We start from the raw sequence: 19079 nt of genomic DNA on the forward strand, positions 1-19079 counted from the left end.
AATATTACCTCCTCATTAGAAAAAATCCGCAAGAAAATTTCTCACTTTTGATAAAACACTTGTATCTTCATAGCTTTTTTTATTACTCTTATTCCAAATACCATCATTTTCTGTTTCTTCATGATAATTATTTAATGTTTCACCTTGTTTAAAAATATCTGAGGCATCCTTTACAATACCAACTGCTGCAGCATATATTGGATTAGCAGCACCTACATATTTAGGTGAACCAATTCTAACAGGTTTTTTTAATATACTTTTTGATAAATCTATAACTCCTTTAATTGATGAAATTCCTCCACCTACAAATACAACATCTGTAATTTCTTCAAAATGGCCACTTTTAATTATCTCATTTCGTGTAAGTGTTATAAGTTCTTCAACTCTGGCCTCTATGATTTCTTTTAAGAAATTATAGTTTACTGTTATATCTTCATTATAAGAAGACTTAATATCAAAATCCCCTTTTCCTGAATCTATAGCACTATCTAACAAATTAGCATATTTAATCTTAAACTTTTCCGCTTCACTTAATGGTATCTTGAGACCTAATGATATATCGTTAGTTATACTATTACCACCTAATGGTATTATTGATGTAAAACATACATTATCATTTTTTATTATAGTTATATCTATTATCTCAGCGCCTACATCTACTAGTGCAACTCCCATTTCTCTTTCTTCTTGCATTAATACTACTTTAGCAGTTGCTTTTGGTTGAAGACAAATACCATTTACTTCAATTCCAGCTTTGTTAACACTTTTAATTAGATTATTAACTATAGTAGTTTGTGCTACAAGGACTTCTGCTTCTACTTCTAATCTAAGACCGCTCATTCCCACAGGATCCTTGATATTATCATATCCATCAATAATAAATTGTTGTGGCTCAATACCTATAATTTCCTTATCAGATGAAACTGATATAAGTTTAGCCGCTTCTAAAACTCTATCAACATCGTTCTTTCTTATTTCTCTATCTTCAGAAGATATTGCAACTATTCCAGTATTATGTACAAGTTCACTTATTCCTCCAGGAAGCGAAATATAAGCTTGCTTAATTTCAACATCAACCATTCTTTCAAGCTTTCTTACACATTCCTTTATGGATTCTGCTGAATTGTCAATATCAACTACAACAGCTTTTTTTAATCCACGACAAGCAACAGATGTAACGCCTAGTATTGTAAGTTCCCCGTTTTTATTAAATCTACCTATGGCCGAACAAATTTTTGAAGACCCGATATCTATTCCTACTAAATAATCATTCATACAGTTTCCCCCCCTATAAGAGAACCCTTCCTTTATTTATATTCAACATATAATATGTTTTTCCTCTTTTTTTATTTATTTTTTTAATTTTATCCCGTTACTAATAATTATCACTGAATATCACTTAGTGGAAATTTGTACTTCTACTAAGTTTAGATAAATTATACATATACATATCCCTTACTCATTTCAGGTACAAGAAGAAATTGCTTTTTTCTATTTAGAGCTATGAAGCATTAAATTAACTAGTCATAGAATAAAATAAAAAGAGGCAAGTATTAGCTGACCTCTCCTATTCCCTAATTTACTTTTTCAAAATCATTTATATCCACACTTCGCGTATGTAATGTATGACTCCATTCCTTATCATTTTTATTTAAGATTCCTTGGATAGATATAGGCAACCAAGTTATAGCATAAATAGGTAATATAATATAATATAATAATATTTTCAAATTAAATTTTCTATCAAGAATTAATAAGAAAGGTGTGTATAAATACATTACCAATGCCATTGCTCCTGTTAATGTAGTAAACAAACCACCATTTGAATTATTTACCAGGGGCTGTACATTAAATAGGAAAGCATATGCACTTAAAAACATTTTACCTAGTCCTATCACTGTTGATATACCCATTAGAATAAACAAAACAGGTTGTATGGTATAAATTGCACAATCAATAGCTGTAAAATTTCTTTCTAGTATACCTTTTTTTAAGAGCTTTAAGAAATATCTTCCTGAAACATCTGCATAACCTTGCATCCATCTCTTTCTTTGATTCCAGGACTGACCTAATGTAAGTGGCTTTTCGTCATATACTACTGCATCGTAAGCAAAGCCTACCTTGTAACCATTACTTACCAATTTACAAGTAAACTCTAAATCTTCTGTTAGACACGTTGCCCCCCAACCTAGTTTTTCAAGCATTTTTGTATCAATACAACAGCCTGTTCCACCTAGTTGGCTTGAAATTCCTATGTTACTTCTAGAAAATTGAAACATTCTATTGTTTACCCAGAATGATATAGAGTAACTTCCAGTAATCCAAGTGTCCTCCGGATTCTTACTATCTAAATAACCTTGAACTACTTTGTATCCTTCACAAAGTTTTTTGTTCATTTCATTTAAAAAGTTTTTAGATGCTATATTATCTGCGTCAAAAATAACCACTGCATCATAATTCTTTTTCATCTTAAATATTTTGCTAAACATCCACTCTAATGCAAAACCTTTTCCTCTTTTTCCCTTGCTAAATCTTTCATAAACTAAAGCACCATTTTTTCTTGCCCTTTTTGCTGTATTATCAGTACAATTATCTGCAATTACAAATGTATCATACATTTCTCTAGGATAATCTAATCTATTCAGACTAACAACTATATCACTGATTACAGCTTCTTCATTGTGAGCAGCCACTATTAATGCAAAACTCTTTTTAGGCTTTATTGGAACAGACTTTTTCTTCTTGTAAAAACCAAATAAAGAAATGAATAGACAATATACAGAAAAAATAAAAACAAAACCTGTTAAGGCTCGTGAACCAATAACAATTATATTTTTTAGTTCATTCACTATGTATCCCCCCTGAACAAAGTTATTTTAGCACAAATTTTTTTTAAATACTATAAAAAATGATAAATTTTTTTTTAATATACCAATATTATGATTCATACCATTAATAACTATTATATCCACTTTCATTTATATTTAAAATAATTTTTTAAAATTAAGTACAATATTTTTTATATTTATTAAATAATCAATGTAAAATCCAATATAATTATGATATTAAAACATTAATAATTTAGTAATTAATTCTCTATCCATACTGTAAGTTAATGCAGATTCCCCTGATATAATTCCTTTTTTGTACATTTCAACTAAAGCCATATCCATAGTTTTCATACCATACTTGTTTCCTGTTTGTATAAGTGATTGCAATTGATGTGTTTTTCCTTCCCTTATTAGATTTTGTATTGCAGGAGTACTAATCATTACTTCAAGTGCTGCCCTTCTTCCTTGATTATCTTCCGTTGGTATTAATTGCTGAGATATTATTCCCTTTAATACTGCTGCAAGTTGAATTTTAATTTGCTGCTGTTGAAAAGGAGGAAATACATCTATTACTCTATCTATAGTTTTAGCTGCACCTATTGTATGTAAAGTTGAGAAAACAAGGTGTCCTGTTTCAGCTGCTGTAATAGCTATAGATATTGTTTCAAGATCTCTCATCTCTCCAATCAATATAACATCTGGATCTTCTCTTAAAATAGCCCTCAATGCAGATGCATAACTATGACTATCCCTTCCTATCTCTCTTTGGTTTATAATTGACTTCTTATGTTTATGCATATATTCAATTGGATCCTCTAAAGTTATTATGTGTGCCTTTCTATTGTAGTTAATTTCATTTATCATAGCTGCAAGAGTTGTACTTTTACCACTTCCCGTAGGCCCTGTAACTAAAATCAATCCCCTTTGTACTTCTATAATATCGTTTATAACTTTTGGGAAATTTAATTTTTTTAGTTCTGGTATTTTTAAACCTACATTTCTAATTGCCATAGCATCACTGCCTCTTTGCTTATACACATTGACTCTGAATCGTCCTATACCTGCCACCGAATATGATAAGTCTATTTCTCCTTCTTCACAGTATTTTTCAAATTTAGATTCCAGTAATTCTCTTGCATACTTTTCTGTATCCTTTGGAAGCAGCTTGTCTTCATCAATAACATTAAGTTCACCATTTACTCTTATAACTGGTGGTACTCCAACTGTTATATGCAAATCTGATGCTTTTTGATCTAATGTTAATTTTAATAGTTCATGTAATTTTTTCAAATTTAGTCCTCCGTTATTTATCTTCAGTTTTTTTGTATAAATCACCAAACTCATTTCGATACTATATATAATACTAATTATATACTAAAATTAGTTTTTATCAAAAAAATTAAGGATTAATTCTAATAATCCTTAATAATTATAGTGTTAACTATCTGTAACATTTAATTGGCGATTCAATTTCTTTAATGCTCTTTTCTCAATTCTAGACACATAAGATCTTGAAATTCCAAGTAAACTTGCTATTTCTCTTTGTGTTTTTGATCTTCCATCTTTTAATCCATATCTCATTAAAATAATTAACCGTTCTCTTCCCTTTAAACAATTGTCTATTTCCTCATAAAGTTTTTTTACTTGAATCCTATTTTCTACAATTTCTACAACAGAATCTTCTTCACTACTTAGTATATCCATTAATGATATTTCATTACCCTCTTTATCTACACCAATTGGATCCTGAAGATACACTTCTCCTTTAGTTTTTTTGTTATTTCTTATTAACATTAATATTTCATTCTCAATACACCTAGCTGCATATGTTGCAAGTCTAGTTCCCTTAGATCCATTATAGGAATCTATAGCTTTTATAAGTCCCACCGTTCCTATAGATATCAAGTCATCAGAATCTTTCCCTGAATATGAATATTTTTTTACAATGTGAGCAACTAATCTTAAATTTCTTTCTACTAAGATACCTTTGGCAATATGATCTCCCTCTTTTAACTTAGTTAGGTAATATTTTTCCTCATCCTCTGTTAACGGCTTTGGAAATGAAGCACCATTTCCAACATAAGCTGTCAAGAATGTAATACTACCAAACACATTTAATAAACAATATATTATAAACACAGAGATGCCCCTCCCAACAGTGCTTATTAATATATTATGTTTATTAATAGAAAAAGTGCCTGTACCATTAACTATTTATTAAGTTCTTCTACTTATTAAGTTCTTCTACTATTCTTTTAAATACTGGTACCGCCGTGATTCCTGCTTCTTCACTATTTTGTATATCTGGAACCTGCACTACGGCAGAGTAATATTTATCTTTTATTTTAAAAAAACCAACAAACCATCCATCTACATGCTTTTCTTTTTCAATCCTAGTCGAAGTTCCTGTTTTACCACCTATATCATTATTGGATACATAAGCTAAATGAGCCGTACCCTTTTTATCTAATACTACTTGCCTCATTTGCTCTTTCATAATATTGGCAGTATTTGTACTAAATACATTTTTTCTTATAGTTTCCGGAGTATGGACTACTTTCTCATTTTCATCCACATATCCTTCTACAATATTAGGTTTAACATATGTTCCATTATTAATAACTGTATTGGGAAGACTTAGTGCTTCCAGTGGAGTAATTCTAAACTTCTGTCCTATAGACATAAGACTTATATCCCCTACAGAATTAGGATCTAATTTAGGTATTCCATACTGTTCATAGTTTAAATCTAATACTTTATCCAAAAGCCCTTGTGCTTTAGCATATTTGTATATATTATTATATCCTGTAAGATTTCCCATTTTCATAAATGCCTCATTAGAAGATACAATAAACGCTTCACTTGCCGTATAACTTCCTGTTTTTCCTTCTTGATTATATTTACCAGTATCTTGAAATTTCTGTGTAGTAGTTATACTATTACTTTCTAATGCCGCTTCTTCTACTACAATTTTGAATATTGACCCGGGGAAAAGATATCCATCCTCTACTCCTGCATTTACATTACCTTTATTTAAATTTTTTTGAGTTAGTACTCTTATTTTACCTGTATCACTTTCCATAACAACAGCACTAATTTGATTGTAATTTTTGAATTCATCTTCCTGTAGAATGTTATTAACTTTATCATTCATTTCTTTATCAATTGTTAATTTAACATTTACAGAATGGTCATTTTTTACATCTTTAATATTAGTAAGATTTCCATATACATCTCTTTGAAAAGCTTTTTGGTTATAGTTATTATTCTTTAATCTATTTGCAATTTCATACTCTAAAGAATTTTTGTCCTTGTTGTTGTTATTATTGTCTTTAGAATTAGTTATGATATTACTTATATCTGCAGCTTGACTACGATCAACTTTATAATATACATAAGAATAAAATCCATTTACGTCTTTAATATTTTTTATTTTATTGTATGTATCCTCATCAATCTTCCAATATAATTTTTGATTTTCAGTTTTAATGGTATCATTAAATAAATCATAATCTTTATTATAGCTCCTCAAAGTATAGGTTAAAGCCCTAAGATTGTACAAATTACTATCACTATTATTTTTAAGAAAAATATAGGGATTTATTACTGCATAGTATTCCTGTTGATACTTTAAAAGTTGCTTACCATTGCAATCTAATACATTGAAATTTAAATCTGTTACTTTCTCTAAAGAAGTATTTTGAGCATTATAACTTGTCATAAGTGTATTCTTTTGCAAACAAGCAATAGAATATATCTTATATGTTAAAAAAATAAATACACTGAAAAATATAGCCAAAACAGCCAAACATCTTTTATTTATTCCATTCATAAAAAACACCTCACCCTAGTCATGATTCTCGACTAACGTGAGGTGTTTTATTCAAAAATTATTTTTTTATTATCTCATTCTACTTTCTTGCCCTTAATAATCATATCACCTTTTTCTAATACTAGACTCGTTTCTATGGAATATATCATTTGAGCTACTGGTGTAGATTCTATTTTTTTATTGTTCTTATCTCTTAAATCATAAAGTTTTATACTAGAATTGTCACCTTTTGGTTTTAAAATTTCAACAATATCTCCATCAAAAGCTTTATTTCTTTGTTGAATTGTAGCCCTTTTTGTTTCTTTATTATAACTTTCTACAATTCCAATAATATCAAAATTTCTTATGTATGCTGAAGATTTATGATATTGTTTGTCTTTTTCCCCAAAATAAAAACCAGTATAGTAAACTCTGTGGCTAGGTTTCATTAAATAGTCCATCCATTTGCTATTAAATTTATATTTTGATGGATCCTTAAAATATTCATCTACAGCTTCTCTATAAGCTTTAACAACAGATGCTACATAATATGCACTTTTCATTCTTCCCTCTATTTTAAAAGAGTTTATACCTGAATCAATAAGTTCTGGTATATGTTCTATCATACACAAATCTTTAGAATTCATTATGTAAGTACCTTTTTCATCTTCATTTATTGGTATATACTCACCCGGTCTCTTTTCTTCAACTAAATAATATTTATATCGACAAGGTTGTGCACATTGACCTCTATTTGAATCTCTACCTGTCATATAATTTGAAAGAAGACATCTACCTGAATAAGACATGCACATTGATCCATGTACAAAAGCTTCTATCTCACAATCTTCTGGTAGTTTTTCTCTAATTTCTTTTATTTCCTCTAGAGATAGTTCTCTTGCAAGCACAATTCTCTTTACACCCTGTTTATACCAAAATATAGCCGCTCTCCAATTTACATTGTTCGCCTGAGTACTCAAATGTATCTCTAGGTTTGGTACAACTTCTCTAGCAGTCATAATAATCCCTGGATCAGATACAATAACTCCATCTATCTTTATAGCGTATAGCTCCCTTAAATAGTCCTCTAGGCCCTTTAAATCTTCATTATGAGGAAATACATTTAAGGTAACATAAACTCTCTTATTTCTACTATGTGCAAATTCTATGCCCTCTTTAATTTCATCTGTAGTAAAATTATCTGCAAAAGCTCTTAAGTTAAGTTTGCTTCCACCAAGGTACACTGCATCTGCTCCAAAATTTATAGCAGCTTTTAACTTTTCTAGGTTTCCTGCTGGTGCAAGTATCTCTGGTTTATTCATTTATTTTTATTCCTCCTTGTTGTAACTGCTATTCCATCCCCCATAGGAATTACAGAAGTTATAAGTTCCTTATCATTGGAAACTATATCTAAATAAGTCCTCATTCTTTTAACTATAGTAATCTTTCTTCTTTTTACAAGTTCATTATTAGCAACCATTCCTCTAAATAACACATTATCTGCAACTATAATGCCATCCTTATTTAAAAGTCTTAAACATTCTGGAAGAAAGTGATTATAATGTCCCTTTCCTGCATCCATAAATATTAAGTCATATTTATTGTCTAGTGCTTTTAAAACTTCTAAACAATCACCTTGTTTAATTTCAATTCTATTTGCAAATCCATATTTTTCTATATTTTTTTCAGCTTGTTCTATCATATTAGCATCTCGTTCTATAGTGGTAATTTTTGAATTTTCAGCTGCATACATACTCATTAAAATTGATGAATATCCAATGGCAGTTCCTAATTCTAATATTTTTACTGGCTTTTTTATAGTTAAAATAACTTGTAAAAATCTTGCAGTTTCTTTTTGCACTATAGGAACAAGGTTTTTATGTGCAAAATTCTCCATTTCTATAAGTATATTTGAATCTTCACATATAAGTCCCTTGATATATTCCTCAATATATTCTAAGGCAATTCCACTCATTAAAATTCCTCCAAACTAATTGGAACCTTGAGTAACTTTTTTAACCTCTTCAAATTTTTTATAATCATTTGTAAAGAAGTGTGTTCCATTATTTTTTGATACAAAATATAAATAATCTGTATTGCTTGGTTTTAAAGCTGCTTCAATGGATTTTAATCCCGGACTACATATAGGTCCTTCAGGTAATCCAGCAACATAATATGTATTATAGGGAGATTTAATTTCTAAATCCTTATTATATAATTTATCTTTATGATAACCTAGTGCATATTCTACCGTAGCACAAGATTGAAGTTTCATATTCTTACTTAATCTATTATAGAAAACTGAAGCAATTACACTTCTTTCATTATCTTTTTCAGCTTCTCTCTCAACAATAGAAGCCATAGTAATTACAGAATCATATTTACTTTTATCTAGAGAAATATTGTCTTTTTTTAACAAATTATTAAATTGTTTATTAAAATGCGCTAACATTAAATCTATTATTTCTTTGCCAGACATATGCTTTTTTAATTGATATGTATCAGGGAAAAGATACCCCTCTAATTTATACTTTTTATTGTTATTGTTATTAATATAGTCAGGAAGTTTATATTCATTACATTCCTTTATAAAATCATTTTTACTTATAACATCCTTTTTATCTAATAATGATGAAATTTGGGATAAATCATATCCTTCAGGTATGGTAATAAGAACCATATTTTTATCAAAAACTCCATTATTTATATTACTTATAAATTTATTTATACTTAAATCATTTGAGATAGTATAAAGTCCCGGCTTAATATTGCCGGGAACCTTTTTATATCTTATATAAGTCTTTATAATAGTAGAACCTTTGATAAGTCCTTGAGAATCAAGTCTAGATAATACACCATAAAGTGTATCTCCTTTCTTTACCTCAAATTCTTTATCCCTAGTAATCTTAAAAGGATGATTTAGTGAATTTGATATATATGCAGATAAAACAAGCAAAATTATAACTATTATAGAAAAATTAATAATCATCTTATTTTTACCCTTGTATATTTTTTCCATGCAAATACCATCCTTGCAAATTGCTATTTATTTCTACTCTTTCTTTTTCTAATATTTGAATCCAATATTTTTTTTCTCATTCTTATACTTTTAGGAGTAACCTCTACTAATTCATCAGAAGCTACGAACTCAAGGCATTTTTCTAAACTCATTTCACCTACAGGAACTAGTTTTAATGAATCATCAGCACCAGATGATCTAGTATTTGAAAGATGTTTCTTTTTGCAGACATTAACATCAATATCATCAGCTCTTGAGGATTCTCCGGCTATCATTCCTGCATAAACTTCAGTACCTGGTTCAATGAAAAGTTTTCCTCTTTCCTGTGCATTATATAATCCATAAGTTATAGCTGTTCCTGGTTCAAATACTACAATTGAGCCCCTACTTCTCTCAGGTATTTCTCCTCTGTACTCTTCATAGTCATCAAGTACACTGTTCATTATACCATTACCCTTAGTATCAGTCATAAATTCATTTCTAAAACCAATAAGTCCTCTTGATGGTATCTTGAATTCCAATCTTGTATAACCATTTATAGCTGATGTCATGTTCTTAAGTTCTGCTTTTCTAGGTCCTAATTTTTCCATAACTACGCCCATAAATTCTTCTGGTACATCAATAGTTAAATTTTCTATTGGCTCAAGTTTTTTACCGTCTTTTTCTTTATATATAACCGTTGGCTTTGAAACTTGGAATTCGAATCCTTCTCTTCTCATTGTTTCAATTAGTATTGAAAGATGTAATTCTCCTCTTCCACTAACTTTAAATGAATCGGCGGAGTCAGTTTCTTCAACCTTTAAACTTACATTAGTTTCAAGTTCTCTATTAAGTCTGTCTCTTATATGTCTTGAAGTAACGAAATCACCTTCTCTACCTGCAAATGGAGAGTTGTTTACTATAAAGTACATACTTAAAGTAGGTTCATCTATATCCACGAATGGAAGTGCCTCAGGATTTGCAGCATCTGCTATAGTTTCACCTATATTTACATCTGGTATACCAGCAACAACAGCTATATCTCCTATCATTACTTCATCAGTTTCTACTCTTTTTAATCCTTCATAAACATAAAGAGAAGATATCTTAACGTTTTGTGTGGTTCCATCTTTTCTAATAAGAGCAGCTTGTTGATTTTTCTTTAAACGACCTCTTTCTACTTTTCCTATACCTATTCTTCCCACATATTCATTAGAATCAATTGTAGTTACAAGCATTTGGAAAGATGCATCTAAATATCCAGATGGAGCTTTTACATGCTTAATTATTGTGTCGAATAATGGCTCCATATTATCACTTTCATCTTCAACTTCATGTTTTGCTATACCATCTCTTGCAGAAGCATAGATTATAGGAAATTCAAGTTGATCATCATTAGCACCAAGTTCTACAAATAAATCAAAAACTTCATTTATAACTTCAGTAGGTCTAGCATTAGGCTTATCTATTTTATTTACAACAACTATTGGCCTAAGTCCAAGTTCTAAAGCTTTCTTTAAAACAAATTTTGTCTGTGGCATAGGTCCTTCAAAAGCATCAACTAACAATAGAACACTATCAACCATTTTTAATACACGCTCAACTTCTCCACCAAAATCAGCATGTCCTGGTGTATCTACGATATTAATCTTAATACCCTTGTGTACTACGGATGTATTCTTTGAAAGTATTGTTATTCCTCTTTCTTTTTCAAGGTCATTAGAATCCATAACCCTTTCCTGAACCTTTTCATTACTTCTAAATACATGGCTTTGTCTTAAAAGTGAATCTACAAGTGTTGTCTTACCATGGTCAACGTGCGCAATTATAGCTATATTTCTTATGTCATTTCTAGTAAATAATTCCATGTTTTATCCTCCAAACTTAATTTATGATAATTGTATTACAATAAGAATTTATTGTATATATAATTTCAAAATTCACAAATAAAAATTGGACACTTTGTAGCATCCAATTTTACTTTTACCATACTTATTCTAATATTATGTTTATAAAAAGTCAACTTAGAAAATAATTAAGTTAATTATATTTCCATAATTATAGGTAGTATCATAGGTTTTCTCTTAGTCTTTTCATATAAAAATAATCTTAAACCATCTTTTATATTGGATTTTATTGCAGCCCATTCTGTTATATGCTTTTCTTCACATTCTTTTAAAGCATTTTTAACTATTTCTCTTGCTTCATCCATAAGATCTTCAGATTCTCTTACATATACAAACCCTCTAGAAATAATATCTGGCCCAGCAATAACACTACCACTTTGTTTTTCAATTGTAACAACTACAGTTACAATTCCATCTTGTGATAAATGTTTTCTGTCTCTCAAAACAATATTTCCCACATCTCCAACGCCTAATCCATCTACAAATACTTGACCTGAAACTACACTTCCATTCTTTCTTATGGAACTTCGTGTAAGTTCTATAACATCACCATTATCAGCTATAAGTATATTTTTCTTAGGCATTCCTATCCTTGCAGCAAGTTCACTATGCTGTTTTAAATGTCTATACTCTCCATGAACAGGCATGAAAAACCTTGGTTTAACTAGAGTATGGATCAATTTCAATTCTTCTTGGCACGCATGACCAGATACATGTACATCTGCTAGTGCTTCATATATGACATCTGCACCTTTTTTGAATAATTGATTTATAACTTTAGAAACAAGTTTTTCATTTCCAGGTATTGGTGATGCTGAAATAATAACCATATCACCATCAACTATATTTACTTTTTTGTGTTCAGAAGCTGCCATTCTTGTAAGAGCTGACATAGGTTCTCCCTGACTACCCGTTGTTATTATAGTAACTTTATCAGCAGGATACCTATTTATTGCATCTATGCCAATCATAGTACCCTCTTTAGCAGTCAAATATCCATATTCAATAGCAACAGCCAAAATATTTTCCATACTTCTACCTGATACAGCTACTTTTCTATCAAACTTTTCTGCTGCCTCAATTACTTGTTGAATTCTGTGTATATTAGATGCAAAAGTAGCAACTATTATTCTTCCTGTAGCTTTAGCAAATATCTTCTGAAAAGTTTCTCCTACTGTACTTTCAGACATGGTATACCCTGGTCTTTCAACATTAGTACTATCTGCTAACATGAGTAAGACTCCCCTCTTACCTAGTTCAGCAAATCTTGCAAAATCTGCAACACACCCATCTATTGGAGTATAGTCTATTTTAAAATCTCCTGTATGAAAAATCACACCTAATGGAGTATGAATAGCAATGGCTGTTGAATCAGCTATACTATGACTTGTTCTTATAAATTCAACTGACATTGTATCAAGCTTAATAATATCTTTAGGCTTAACACATACAAGGCTAACAGTGCTTAAAAGACCGTGCTCCTTTAATTTTGTTTCAACTATACCCAAGGTGAGTTTTGTTCCGTATACGGGAACATTTAATTGTTTTAAAACATATGGAAGCGCACCAATATGGTCTTCGTGTCCATGTGTTAAAAATATTCCCTTTACCCTTTCAGCATTTTTAACTAAATAACTTATATCTGGAATTACTATATCTATTCCAAACATTTCTTCATCTGGGAATTTCAGTCCACAGTCTATTATCGCTATCTCATCTTTATATTCTATTGCTGTTATGTTTTTACCAATTTCATTTAATCCACCTAATGGTATAATTCTTATTTTATCTCTTTCTTTACGCATAACTCTACCCTCCTTTTTATTTAATATTTATATATTAATTTATAAATATTTTCACATTTACTTCAATTTGTTACAATCACTGCATAATCCATAAAATTTAACACTATGATTTTTTATTTTAAATTTGTATTTTTCTTCAATAGTGTGCTCTAAAGATTCTAACAAATCTCCTTCAACCTCTATAACTTTACCGCAATTTGTACAAATAAGATGATGATGTTGGTGATTTTCATTTTCATGAACAAGTTCATATCTACTACAACCATCATTTAAATCAAGTTTGCACACAACTCCCAAATCTTCTAATAAAAGTACAGTTCTATAAACTGTAGCTAACCCTATTTCAGGGCAATCTACTTTTACTAATTCGTAAAGTTCCTCTGCAGTAAGATGCTGACCTTCACTTTTTATTATTGTATCCAAAACAGCTCTTCTTTGAGGTGTTAGTTTATAACCTTTTTCTTTTAGATTACTTTTTAACTTTTCTACTTCATCTATCGATAACTTAGGCACATAAATCCCCCATTTCATAAGTAAAGTAAATCCTAAATCATAGACCTTAAATGGAATGAAGTATTACTAATTTAATTTTCTTCTGAAAATAAAGTTTCATAAGCTTCACTTACCATATCAAATTCTTTGTCATCTTCTATAGTATAAAGAATATCATTACCATCTTCATCTTTATCAATTTTAAGCACTACAGCTTCCGAATCATCTTTGCTGTCTTTAGGTGCAACTACTACATATTCACTATCTTCAATATCCAATTTAGTTATCACTTCAAAATCTATTTCATTACCATCCTCATCTAGGAGAGTGATATTAGTTATATCATTTTCCATATTAAATTGTACCTCCGTTTTATTACTATTTTAAGTATTACAATAATCTTTGTCAAATTTCACTTCTATAAACTATCCAAATATCCTTGTAAAATATAGGTTGCCGCCATCTTATCTACTATCTTTTTACGTTTGGCTCTTGAAAGATCTGCTTCTAACATAGCTCTTTCTGCAGCCACAGTTGTAAGTCTCTCATCCCACATTTTTATAGGTATGTCTATTTTAGTTTTTAAAATCTCACAAAATCCTAAAACCTTTTCACTTTGTGGACCTATGGTTCCATTCATATTTTTAGGCAAACCCGAAACAATAGTATCCACATTATATTCTTTACATAACTTTATTAATTCATCTATATCCTTACTTTCATTTTTTCTTCTTATCGTAGTAATTCCTTGGGCAGTATATCCAAGTGGATCACTTACAGCTACTCCTATAGTCCTATCGCCTATATCTAATCCTAATATTCTCATATCTAACTCCTTTATATGTATAAGGCACATTCAAATAAATAACTAGTCAGTATGCTAGTATATTTGACTTGTTATTTATTTTCATATGCCTAAAAGAAAAATAAAAATGCCCGTTATGGGCACTTTTATTTTACATTCAAATAAGATTTTAATACTTCTTCTAGTATTTCATCTCTCTCTAGTTTTCTAACTAGAGCACGTGCGCCATTGTAATTAGTTATATATGTAGGATCTCCTGATATTATATAACCTACTAGTTGATTTATAGGATTATAACCTTTTTCTTTCAAGGAATCATATACTTCACTTAATATAGCCTTTGTTAGGTCTTTTTTATCTTTTAATGCGTCAAATTGAATAGTGTTATCATTATTATTCCCCATTTAAGCTCTCACTCCTTTGTCAAATGGTATAAAACTACTTATAATTATATTATAAATCATATTACATGAAAAGTATACTATTTAACTAATTTTGCCATTATACTTTCCACTTTTTCTATGGCCTCTTGTAACTTTTCTGGACTTTTCCCACCTGCTTGAGCCATATCTGGTCTTCCGCCGCCGCCGCCGCCGCATATAGTAGCCACTTCTTTTATTATCTTTCCACAATTAACACCTTTTAATACAGCATCTTTTGTTGCCATTGCTATTAACTGCACTTTGCCATTAATACTACTACCTAAGACAACTACGCCCTCTCCTATTTTATCTCTTGTCTTATCAGCTAAATCCCTAAGTGAATTGGCATCAACATCTTTTAGTGCAGCAACTGCAAGTTTTACTCCATTAATATCTTTAATAGATTTTATTATATCACCTTCAGAACCTGAAGCCAATTTGGATTTTAATTTACCTATTTCTTTATCTTTTTCTTTAATCTCATTAGTTAATATACTAACTTTATTTAGTATATCCTTTTCTGAACATTTTAAATCTTTTTCAATAGATTTTATTAGCTCAACTTTTTCATCTACACTTTTTAATGCTGTTAGTCCAGTAACTGCTTCAATTCTTCTTATTCCAGATGCAACTCCAGCTTCCGAAACAATCTTAAACAGACCTATTTCTCCACTATTACTTATATGTGTTCCTCCACATAATTCTTTACTAAAATCACCTACAGATACAACTCTTACATCATCCCCATATTTATTATCAAATAATGCCATAGCTCCAGATTCTCTAGCCTCATCCAAAGTCATAAGCTTAGTATTTACAGTAGATGTTTTCATTATATTTTCATTTACCAAATATTCAACTTTTTTTAACTCAACCTGAGTTAAAGCTGTAAAATGTGTAAAGTCAAATCTCAATCTTTCTTCATCTACATAGGAACCCGATTGATGAACATGTTCTCCAAGTACCATTCTCAAAGCTTTATGAAGCATATGAGTAGCTGTATGGTTTTTTGATATATTATTTCTTCTTATCTTATCAACTTTTAAAGTTATCTTTTCATTTATCTTAACTTTACCTTTTTTTATTTTAATTATATGTACAATTTTATTTGAAATATTCTTCTTGCAGTCAGTTACTATACCTTCAAAGCCTTCTCCAAAGATTGTTCCCTTGTCACCAATTTGGCCACCCATTTCACTATAAAATGGAGTCCTTTCAGTAACCAAAATACCACTATTTCCTTCTGTCAATTCATCTACAAATTTCTCATTTGAAATAAGTAGTTCCACTTTAGATTGTAATTCTAGTTTATCATATCCATCAAAAGAAGTATTTAAATCAGATGGAATTTTGTCTAAAATACCATTATTTACTCCCATGTAACTAGATTCTTCTCTTGCAGCTCTAGCTCTCTCTCTTTGCTGCTGCATTTCTTCATTAAAACCATCTATATCAATTTTGATATTCTTGTCTTCAAGTATTTCTTCGGTAAGCTCTAATGGAAATCCATAGGTATCATATAATCTAAATGCCTTTTCACCAGACAAAACATTAGAGTCTTTATTTTGAATATCTAATATGTATTCATTTAAAATAGCCATACCACTATCTATAGTTTCAGCAAATCTTTCTTCTTCCAATCTTATTACTTTTTTTATATATTCCTTTTTTCTTTTAATTCAGGATATGCCTTAAAAGAATTTTCAATTACTACATCGCATAATCCACCTAGAAATGATCCTTCTATACCTAATAGTTTTCCATGTCTTGAAGCCCTTCTTAATAATCTTCTAAGTACATAACCCCTGCCCTCATTTGATGGAAGTATATCATCGCTGATCATGAAAGTTGTACTCCTAATATGATCTGTTATAATTCTAATAGAAATATCTTCTGTTTTACTTTTTCCATATTCCCTTTTAGATATTTTACATACCTCATCTAATATTTTTCTAATAGTGTCAACTTCAAATATGCTGTATTTATTTTGCATTATTCCAGCTATTCTTTCAAGTCCCATACCTGTATCTATATTTGGCTTTGATAACTTATTATAATTTCCATTCTCATCTTTGTCAAATTGAGTAAACACAAGATTCCAAAATTCTACAATTCTATCTTCATCAGCAGCTTTTAAAAATTCATCTACAGTAGTTACAACACCTTCACCTCTGTCATAATGAATTTCTGAGCAAGGTCCACAAGGTCCCTTTCCTATTTCCCAAAAATTATCTTCTTTTCCAAGTCTAAATATACGTTTTGGATCCACTCCAGCTTTTTCAGTCCAAATTTTAAAAGCTTCATCATCATCTAAATATATGGTTACATATAATCTATCTTTAGGAAGCTTTAATACTTCAGTAATGAACTCCCAGGCCCATGGAATTACTTCGTTTTTAAAATAATCTCCAAAGGAGAAATTTCCAAGCATTTCAAAGAAAGTTCCATGCCTTGATGTTTTTCCTACATTTTCGATATCTCCGGTTCTAACGCACTTTTGACAAGTTGTGACTCTTGTACTAGGTGGCACCTGAAGTCCTGTAAAATATGGTTTTAAAGGTGCCATACCTGCATTTATAATAAGTAGTCCTTTATCATTTTTAGGAACTAGCGAAAAACTAGGTAACCTTAAATGACCTTTACTCTCAAAAAAGCCTAAATATGCTTCTCGTATTTCATTTAATCCTATCTTTTCCATAATTATCTCCTCCTGCTATAAGGTAAAATATAAAATAAAAAGCCCTCATTCCCTAAATAAAACCAAGGGACGAAAGCTACAATTCCGCGGTACCACCCTAATTACACATAATTGTGTCACTTAAACAATACAGTTCAGAGACTGCTTCAATAAATTGATTAAGAAGTTTTCACCATCCACTTCCTCTCTTTATATATCAAAATTATCTACTACTTCTCATCATCACTTTAAAATATTAGCTACATGATGATTATATTTAAAATTATCCATTATGTCAATATTAATCAAGTACATGAAAGAATAATAGTTAAATAATATGACATTTTTATATATTCTTTAGAAATTTTCACCAATATTTTTAACAGTATATAGTTGATTTTCGCCTACAAATACTAAACATTATGATTATTACTTATAAAAAACTAATAAAAATAATAGTTTAAGTCTTCGTATATTACTTTTATCACTACCGCAATAGGTATTATCAATATCATTCCTATAAATCCGCCAATTTTTTCTCCAATAAGCAGCAATATAATTACTAGAAATGGATGCATATTTATAGAATCACCAGTAATTTTAGGACATATAATATTTCCCTCTATAAGTTGAAGTATGTATAGCCAAATAGCTGTAAAAAGAGCTACTTTAGGTGATTCCATAAATGCTACTATTATAGCTGGTATAGCACCAAAAACAGGTCCAAAATAGGGAATAATATTAAAAACACCATTTAGCACCGATAATATTACAGGATAATCAACCTTTAGAAAAAACAATATTCCAAAAGTAAGTATAGATATAATAGCAGATAAAGTTAATTGACCCACTATATATCTACTTAAACTTTTATCGACATCATTTAATATCTTTCTAATTATATTTCTCCATTTAATACTAAATAATCGCAAAAATTTATTTTTTATATTTTCTCCATCTGATAAAAAATAATAGGAAATGACAGGTATTACCGCAATTGCTAATATATTTTGACCTATTTTAACACTTAAATCTATTAGATTATTTATTAATCCTCTAACTATAAAATCTATTTTATTATAAACTATAAAAAAAATTTTATTATCTGAGGAATTGTTTTTCATTATTTAACTTTTTCATTAATATCAATAATGTAATTAAATATTTCTTTACTAGTTTTACTCATACTAGTACTTTCTCTTAACATAGTAGGTATGAGAAACATTATGACACTTGCTATTAACATACATACTGATAATAATAATAATATTGCACTAACTTCTCTTTTTACACCTTTTTTCATCAAATAATCATTAAAAGGTTTTAATGTA

Annotated in this window: 15 protein-coding genes, 2 pseudogenes and 1 other annotated feature; all 17 genes and pseudogenes read right to left on the minus strand. The window is 29.6% G+C overall.

The window, feature by feature from the left end; all coding sequences use genetic code 11:
• Positions 1-15: 15 nt before the first annotated feature.
• Entirely contained in the window at positions 16-1275 is a 1260-nt protein-coding gene (gene ftsA / locus RH99_RS07305; RefSeq protein WP_010235984.1) for a cell division protein FtsA, read from the minus strand.
• Between the two features lie 299 nt (positions 1276-1574).
• Positions 1575-2849 (minus strand): glycosyltransferase family 2 protein, encoded by a 1275-nt coding sequence (locus tag RH99_RS07310; protein WP_010235985.1) that lies wholly within the window; start codon positions 2847-2849, stop codon positions 1575-1577.
• Positions 2850-3065: 216 nt separating this feature from the next.
• The gene (locus tag RH99_RS07315; protein WP_010235986.1) at positions 3066-4121 is read right to left on the minus strand and encodes a type IV pilus twitching motility protein PilT; all 1056 of its coding nucleotides are present in this window, start codon (positions 4119-4121) and stop codon (positions 3066-3068) included.
• Between the two features lie 147 nt (positions 4122-4268).
• Positions 4269-4970, minus strand: coding sequence for an RNA polymerase sporulation sigma factor SigK (gene sigK / locus RH99_RS07320; RefSeq protein WP_010235988.1), 702 nt, complete (start codon positions 4968-4970; stop codon positions 4269-4271).
• Positions 4971-5058: 88 nt separating this feature from the next.
• The gene (locus RH99_RS07325) at positions 5059-6663 is read right to left on the minus strand and encodes a penicillin-binding transpeptidase domain-containing protein (protein WP_010235990.1); all 1605 of its coding nucleotides are present in this window, start codon (positions 6661-6663) and stop codon (positions 5059-5061) included.
• A gap of 74 nt (positions 6664-6737) precedes the next feature.
• Positions 6738-7964, minus strand: a complete 1227-nt coding sequence (locus tag RH99_RS07330) for a peptidase U32 family protein (RefSeq protein WP_010235993.1) — start codon at positions 7962-7964, stop codon at positions 6738-6740.
• A complete protein-coding gene (locus RH99_RS07335; RefSeq protein WP_010235996.1) occupies positions 7961-8617 on the minus strand; it encodes an O-methyltransferase in 657 nt (218 codons plus the stop codon). The genes RH99_RS07330 and RH99_RS07335 overlap by 4 nt, the downstream gene beginning before the upstream one ends.
• Before the next feature lie 15 nt (positions 8618-8632).
• On the minus strand, positions 8633-9661 hold the full coding sequence (mltG, locus tag RH99_RS07340; protein WP_010235999.1) for an endolytic transglycosylase MltG: 1029 nt from the start codon (positions 9659-9661) through the stop codon (positions 8633-8635).
• Between the two features lie 23 nt (positions 9662-9684).
• Positions 9685-11508: a translational GTPase TypA gene (gene typA, locus RH99_RS07345; RefSeq protein ID WP_010236002.1), complete on the minus strand. Its 1824-nt coding sequence runs from the start codon at positions 11506-11508 to the stop codon at positions 9685-9687.
• Between the two features lie 176 nt (positions 11509-11684).
• Positions 11685-13352: a ribonuclease J gene (locus tag RH99_RS07350; protein WP_010236005.1), complete on the minus strand. Its 1668-nt coding sequence runs from the start codon at positions 13350-13352 to the stop codon at positions 11685-11687.
• A 57-nt stretch (positions 13353-13409) separates the two neighbouring features.
• The gene (locus RH99_RS07355) at positions 13410-13865 is read right to left on the minus strand and encodes a Fur family transcriptional regulator (RefSeq protein ID WP_010236008.1); all 456 of its coding nucleotides are present in this window, start codon (positions 13863-13865) and stop codon (positions 13410-13412) included.
• A 71-nt stretch (positions 13866-13936) separates the two neighbouring features.
• Entirely contained in the window at positions 13937-14197 is a 261-nt protein-coding gene (locus tag RH99_RS07360) for a DUF1292 domain-containing protein (RefSeq protein ID WP_010236010.1), read from the minus strand.
• 65 nt (positions 14198-14262) lie between these two features.
• Complete coding sequence (gene ruvX / locus RH99_RS07365) at positions 14263-14670, minus strand: Holliday junction resolvase RuvX (RefSeq protein ID WP_010236011.1); 408 nt, start codon at positions 14668-14670, stop codon at positions 14263-14265.
• Between the two features lie 125 nt (positions 14671-14795).
• On the minus strand, positions 14796-15053 hold the full coding sequence (locus tag RH99_RS07370) for an IreB family regulatory phosphoprotein (protein ID WP_010236012.1): 258 nt from the start codon (positions 15051-15053) through the stop codon (positions 14796-14798).
• 77 nt (positions 15054-15130) lie between these two features.
• A pseudogene (gene alaS / locus RH99_RS07375) lies at positions 15131-17769 on the minus strand (alanine--tRNA ligase).
• Positions 17770-17831: 62 nt separating this feature from the next.
• Positions 17832-18001 (minus strand) — a binding site (T-box leader).
• Between the two features lie 190 nt (positions 18002-18191).
• On the minus strand, positions 18192-18872 hold the full coding sequence (locus tag RH99_RS07380) for an AI-2E family transporter (protein ID WP_010236017.1): 681 nt from the start codon (positions 18870-18872) through the stop codon (positions 18192-18194).
• Positions 18872-19079: pseudogene (locus RH99_RS19695) on the minus strand (AI-2E family transporter); the annotation flags it as partial. The gene RH99_RS07380 and the pseudogene RH99_RS19695, both read right to left, overlap by 1 nt.

The sequence above is a fragment of the Clostridium arbusti SL206 genome (assembly GCF_000246895.1).
Classification (GTDB): domain Bacteria; phylum Bacillota; class Clostridia; order Clostridiales; family Clostridiaceae; genus Clostridium_I; species Clostridium_I arbusti.

Excerpts from the sequence above, each read along its gene's own strand:
- ftsA (WP_010235984.1), bottom strand. The coding sequence starts at position 1,275 with ATGAATGATTATTTAGTAGGAATAGATATCGGGTCTTCAAAAATTTGT.
- RH99_RS07325 (WP_010235990.1), bottom strand. The coding sequence starts at position 6,663 with ATGAATGGAATAAATAAAAGATGTTTGGCTGTTTTGGCTATATTTTTC.
- RH99_RS07330 (WP_010235993.1), bottom strand. The coding sequence starts at position 7,964 with ATGAATAAACCAGAGATACTTGCACCAGCAGGAAACCTAGAAAAGTTA.
- RH99_RS07335 (WP_010235996.1), bottom strand. The coding sequence starts at position 8,617 with ATGAGTGGAATTGCCTTAGAATATATTGAGGAATATATCAAGGGACTT.
- mltG (WP_010235999.1), bottom strand. The coding sequence starts at position 9,661 with ATGGAAAAAATATACAAGGGTAAAAATAAGATGATTATTAATTTTTCT.
- typA (WP_010236002.1), bottom strand. The coding sequence starts at position 11,508 with ATGGAATTATTTACTAGAAATGACATAAGAAATATAGCTATAATTGCG.
- RH99_RS07350 (WP_010236005.1), bottom strand. The coding sequence starts at position 13,352 with ATGCGTAAAGAAAGAGATAAAATAAGAATTATACCATTAGGTGGATTA.
- RH99_RS07360 (WP_010236010.1), bottom strand. The coding sequence starts at position 14,197 with ATGGAAAATGATATAACTAATATCACTCTCCTAGATGAGGATGGTAAT.
- ruvX (WP_010236011.1), bottom strand. The coding sequence starts at position 14,670 with ATGAGAATATTAGGATTAGATATAGGCGATAGGACTATAGGAGTAGCT.
- RH99_RS07370 (WP_010236012.1), bottom strand. The coding sequence starts at position 15,053 with ATGGGGAATAATAATGATAACACTATTCAATTTGACGCATTAAAAGAT.
- RH99_RS07380 (WP_010236017.1), bottom strand. The coding sequence starts at position 18,872 with ATGAAAAACAATTCCTCAGATAATAAAATTTTTTTTATAGTTTATAAT.